The 4,830-nt window shown below is 38.9% G+C and carries 5 protein-coding genes; 1 reads left to right on the forward strand and 4 read right to left on the reverse strand.

Features of this window, described 5'->3' with window-relative positions; all coding sequences use genetic code 11:
* The 4 genes from F6K13_RS18520 to F6K13_RS18535 form a co-directional block, all read right to left on the reverse strand.
* Nucleotides 1-214, reverse strand: a 214-nt coding sequence (locus tag F6K13_RS18520) for a hypothetical protein (RefSeq protein ID WP_287287965.1), incomplete at its 3' end; no start/stop codon positions are given.
* Nucleotides 215-355: 141 nt separating this feature from the next.
* Nucleotides 356-1,528: an FAD-binding oxidoreductase gene (locus F6K13_RS18525; protein WP_124143388.1), complete on the reverse strand. Its 1,173-nt coding sequence runs from the start codon at nt 1,526-1,528 to the stop codon at nt 356-358.
* Between the two features lie 818 nt (nt 1,529-2,346).
* Nucleotides 2,347-2,793 carry a photosystem II protein PsbQ gene (psbQ, locus tag F6K13_RS18530; protein ID WP_124143389.1) on the reverse strand — a complete coding sequence of 149 codons (447 nt, stop codon included), beginning with the start codon at nt 2,791-2,793 and terminating at the stop codon, nt 2,347-2,349.
* A gap of 391 nt (nt 2,794-3,184) precedes the next feature.
* The gene (locus tag F6K13_RS18535; protein ID WP_124143390.1) at nt 3,185-3,979 is read right to left on the reverse strand and encodes an SDR family oxidoreductase; all 795 of its coding nucleotides are present in this window, start codon (nt 3,977-3,979) and stop codon (nt 3,185-3,187) included.
* A 208-nt stretch (nt 3,980-4,187) separates the two neighbouring features.
* Here F6K13_RS18535 and F6K13_RS18540 point away from each other — a divergent pair.
* Nucleotides 4,188-4,830 (forward strand): patatin-like phospholipase family protein (locus F6K13_RS18540; RefSeq protein ID WP_287287966.1); only part of this gene is annotated, 643 nt, incomplete at its 3' end.

Genomic DNA, 4,830 nt, shown 5'->3' on the forward strand with positions numbered 1-4,830 from the left:
GCTGTATCAAATCTAAAAAATATTTAATAGCTTGTGCCGTAGCTTTTTGTAAAACTTTTCCATTTTTTATCCCACCAATAGCATCAGAAATACCTTGTTTAAAAAAATCTTTAACATAGTCTTCAGCGGCACCCTTACCTAATTCTCCAATAACTTCCTGAGCAATAAATTTAACCGCTTCACTACTCCCCCAAGCAATTAACCATTCAATCATAATTATTTCATCTGTTATGTGTTAGTTCTTTTTTATTATAAAAAAATTAGGAAGAGTTTATAGCAGTATAAATGAGGGGTAGTAGTCCAGTAGGGTGCGTTACGCTGACGCTAACACACCCTACTTCTTCTTCCTTCTTCCTTACTTTTTCACAATCATTTTCTCCACTGCTTCCGCAGTCGCAGGAGCTAATAACACCCCATTCCGATAGTGACCCGTTGCCAACAACACATTTTTAAACCCTTCCAAATAACCAACAGCAGGAGCTGGTTGACCCTCTGGACGAGGCCGCAAACCAGACCATTTTCTTAACACCGTTGCATCTGCCAAACTCGGGCAAAAACTAATAGCTCTTTCCATCACCGTATCCAACCTACTAGAGTCCGCTACCACCTCACCCGCATCATCAGGAAATTCTACCGTTGCTCCCACCCAATATTCATTTTCCCCCACTGGTACAATATTCACATCATCCCCAATTATCACTGGCTGAAAATCTAGATTTCCTAGAGGCGATCGCCCTTGCAAATATAGAGCTTGACCTAATACAGGCACAATAGTAAATTTACGGTCAAGATTTGATTTACGCTTCAGTTGTAGAGACCTTAACTTACCATCTTTTATTCCTTGCAAACATGGCAAAGACCCCAACCCCGCCGCCACAACTAACCAATTTACATCCGCCAAAACAGGAGCTTTTTTAGCTGGGTCTAGACTTTTTGTCCGTATTTGCTGACAACGATATTCGTTATTTGGTAGCGCTATAGTATTATATTCCGCAACTGTTACTCCAAAATGAAAATTCACCCCATTTTGTTGAGCAGCTTCTACCAAAGCTAAAGTCAGATCCACCGGGTTAATTTGGAAATCTTGAGGAGAATAAATAGCTGCTGTAACTTCAGATGTCTCGATCTGAGGAGAGCGATCGCGCAATTGAGCAATATCCCACATTTCCAATGGTAAACCATCTGCTTGCCGAATATCTACCAATTTTTTCCACCTATCTAAGTCATCCCCAGGCAAACACAACAACAAAATACCATCACGGTTATGAGAAATAGGGCGATTTATTTTTGCTTCCAACTCAGGAATTAAATTATGATAGCTCTGGACGCTCATGCGCCTCATTTTCCAAGGTCTGCCTTTAACTTTTTGGCTAATTACCCCCATCAACACCCCCAAAGCAGCGCCAGTGGAAGCTTGGGCAGGTGCTTGTTTGTCCAAGACCGTAATTTTTAACCCTTCAATTTTACTTAGTTGATAGGCGATCGATGCCCCAATAATTCCACATCCAATAATTACTATATGAGTCATGTTAGCGTTGCTGAATTAGTGTATTTACTTAGGAGTCAGGAGTCAGGAGGGAAGAAAGAAGAAGAAAGTTTTTTGATTGCGATCTTATCTTGACATGATATCATACCTAAAATCACCAACGCCAAAAATTTATAATTTTTTCTTGAAAAAGAAAGAAGGAAGAAGTGAATGGGTAAAGTAGAAATTAAGATAGGGCGTGCAGTGCACACCCCATCAAGTAATATTGAAATTTATCAAAATAATTGGGTCGCGCCACCCCGCCTTTTAAGGCGAAATATTTTTGGAGCGAAGCTCAAATCCCCTACTTCCCCTCCTGGGAGGGGTTAGGGGTGGGTTAACTTCTGACTCCTGACTTCGTTAACATCGCTACACTTCTGGTTGGGTGTAGGGTTTTAACTAGCTATTAGCTTTTAGCATTTCCGTACCGGAATGCTCCGCAAACAGCGCTTCAGCTTTTAGGATCTCTGGTTTAAATCCCCGGTTTCTATAAACCGGAAGGTTTAGGAGAGGTTGAAATCTCCTTCTAAATATTTATTGCTGACTGCTAAATGCTGACTCCTGATTGCTTATTTAATTAGGGCTTGCTGATTAAATCTAAAAGCATTGACATATAAAGATTTTAGCCTTTTTTTGGCCTTTAAAAAGTACCTTATCACGTCTAAAACGCTCAAAAAGGAGCGTATTTTAGGCGCATAGTTGGGCAGAAAAATTCAGGGACAATTCTTACTCCTAACTTCCTCGCTCATTCCCATTTCTCCTGTCTCCTGTCTCCTGTCTCCTGTCTCCTACCCCAGCAAAAAGACTTTATTCAGTAAACCCTAATTACTTTTAGGTATCAAACTGAAGAAAGTGTCAAAATCTGCTATTGCTTTTGTATACTCATTAGTCGCTTGCAGTTTGTCATTTGCTGCTGCTGCAACATCAATTTCTTCTAAATCCTGAAATACTTCCTTTGCTGCATCCAACACAGGTGCTTTATCCTTTGGCAATAACAAACTTTGGGTCAAATAGTTAGTCTTGCTCCGCAAGTCTCCTAAAGGCCCATGAATAAATGTATCTACATTGACCCAATCTTCCTTTTGAATTAGGGTTTTCAGTTCATCCATGCGATCGCGCAAAGCGACAATTCCCGCTGTGTACTGTTCAATTTTTTGTAATTGAGCATCTGAGTAGGTTGGCGGTGGAGCAGGGGAACCACAGCTTGCCAAAAACGCTACTAACAGCGCCATCATCCATGCTACTATCGAGCGTTTATTTAACATCATCCTCTTTGAATTTATCTACTAAATTGAATATTCCATCTTAGATTAAAAATGGAAATGACTATTTTGGCAAGGGGAGTATATATACTTAGGGTTTGTGCTCAAAAGTCTTATGGGTAAGGGTAGGAGACAGTAGACAGGAGACAGGAGACAGGAAGAACGGGGAATGAGCGAGGAGGTAGGAGTAAGAATTGTCCCTCAATTTTTCTGTCCGAAGGTTTGCCTTTTATGCTAACTTTTCGAGGGTTTTAGACTACTCCCAGCGCACAACTTGGGAATTCAAGAAGGCTCAAACCTTTACTTGCCAATCCTTTGAGATTAGATCGGTAAGCCCTACTTATAAACAAAGGTAGAGGAAAGATTGTGCCCTCTGCCTTCTGCCTTCTGCCTTCGTTCAATTGTTTTGCTTAATACTTCCAAACACTTTTTCTACTACACCGACTAAAGTCTCTCGTGGGAAAAAACGAGAAAGATTAACAATTACCTGATTTAAAAAGCCTCCTGTCACAGCATTAGACTGATTTTTTTCTAAAGCTTGAAGAGCATCTTTGACTACTTCTTCTGTAGGGGTCAATTTTGACATGGAAGATCCGCCTACAGATTTAGGAAATTCCGCTTTTTGGAAAAATTCTGATTCTGTTGGTCCAGGGCAAAGTGCTAATATCTTCACCCCTGAATCTTGATTTTCTGCCCACAATGCCTCACTAAAACTTAAAACAAATGCCTTTGTTGCACCATAAACTGACATATAAGGTAAAGGTTGAAAACCACCTATTGAGGAAACATTAATAATTGCCCCGGACTTATTTTGTTGCATTCCAGGTAAAAATAAATGTGTTAATTCTACTAAAGCAGTAATATTTAATTGAATCATATTAACCTGCTTTTCTAGAGGTCTCTCGGTAAAATTTCCATAGTCACCGAAACCAGCATTATTTACTAATAAATCTATAGTTAATCCTTTCTGAAAAACTGTCTCAAATACAGAATTTGTTGCTGCTGGTGCTGTTAAATCTTGGACTATTACATCAGCCTGAATTTGATATTGACTTTGTAATTCATTTGCTAATTTTTGTAGTTTATCTTCTGAACGAGCTACCAATACTAAGTTAGTTTTTCTACTTGCTAATTCTTTGGCAAAAATTTCACCAATTCCAGAAGAAGCACCTGTAATTAATGCAGTTTTCATTTTATTCGATCTGAGATTAGTTATGTAAAGTAAAGTTCTAAAATTACATTACATAATTAATCATAGTATAAAGGAATATAAATTTTATTAAATATTTACTAAATAGTGAAAATTCCAGCAGTTTTGGTAGATTAATAAAATAAATACCGGAGATTATATTATAACTTTTCGTATTCTATACTTGGATGGTGGCGGTATTAGAGGTGTAATGCCAGCCCGTATTCTTGAGAAAATTGAGGAACAATTAGGTGGCCGTTTAAAAGACCACTTCGATCTAATTGCTGGTACTTCAACAGGGTCTATATTGGCTGTAGGAATTGCACTAGGGAAAAGCCCTAAAGAATTATTAGATCTATATTTAGAAAAAGGTTTGCAAATATTTCCCTATCAAAAGCTCTTTTCACCCCAGCGGTTGCCATTAATTTTTAAATACGGTCTTTCTACCCCCAAATTTTCAGATGAAGGCTTAATTTCTGTACTTAAAGAGCAATTTGGAGAAGCCACATTTGCTGACCTGACGCCCAAATCCGATCAAGGTAAACCTCCGCTCAAAGTTTTAGTTCCTAGTTACGATACTCAAGATCGCAACCCAATTATTTTTAAGAGTTGGTTCCACGAGCGATGGTATGCTCAAGTTCCAGTTTGGGAGATTTGTGTCTCTTCTGCTTCAGCTCCTACTTATTTTCCTGCTCATCGAATCGAAAAGAATGGGCAGGTTTACTCTTTATATCATGTCCGTTTATATCGTTTGTGTAAACCCAAGGGTGAATATCTACAGGAAATGATGGTTTTTTCTTGCGAGGGTAGCCTTCTTTCCTCTTCCCTCTTTCTTCTTCCTTCTTCCTTCTTCC

Origin of the sequence: Okeania sp. SIO2B9, from assembly GCF_010672505.1 — a bacterium.
Lineage (GTDB): Bacteria > Cyanobacteriota > Cyanobacteriia > Cyanobacteriales > Microcoleaceae > Okeania > Okeania hirsuta.

What these genes read in the sequence shown, in the direction of transcription:
- F6K13_RS18525 (WP_124143388.1), bottom strand. Translation starts at nt 1,528, where the DNA reads ATGACTCATATAGTAATTATTGGATGTGGAATTATTGGGGCATCGATC.
- psbQ (WP_124143389.1), bottom strand. Translation starts at nt 2,793, where the DNA reads ATGATGTTAAATAAACGCTCGATAGTAGCATGGATGATGGCGCTGTTA.
- F6K13_RS18535 (WP_124143390.1), bottom strand. Translation starts at nt 3,979, where the DNA reads ATGAAAACTGCATTAATTACAGGTGCTTCTTCTGGAATTGGTGAAATT.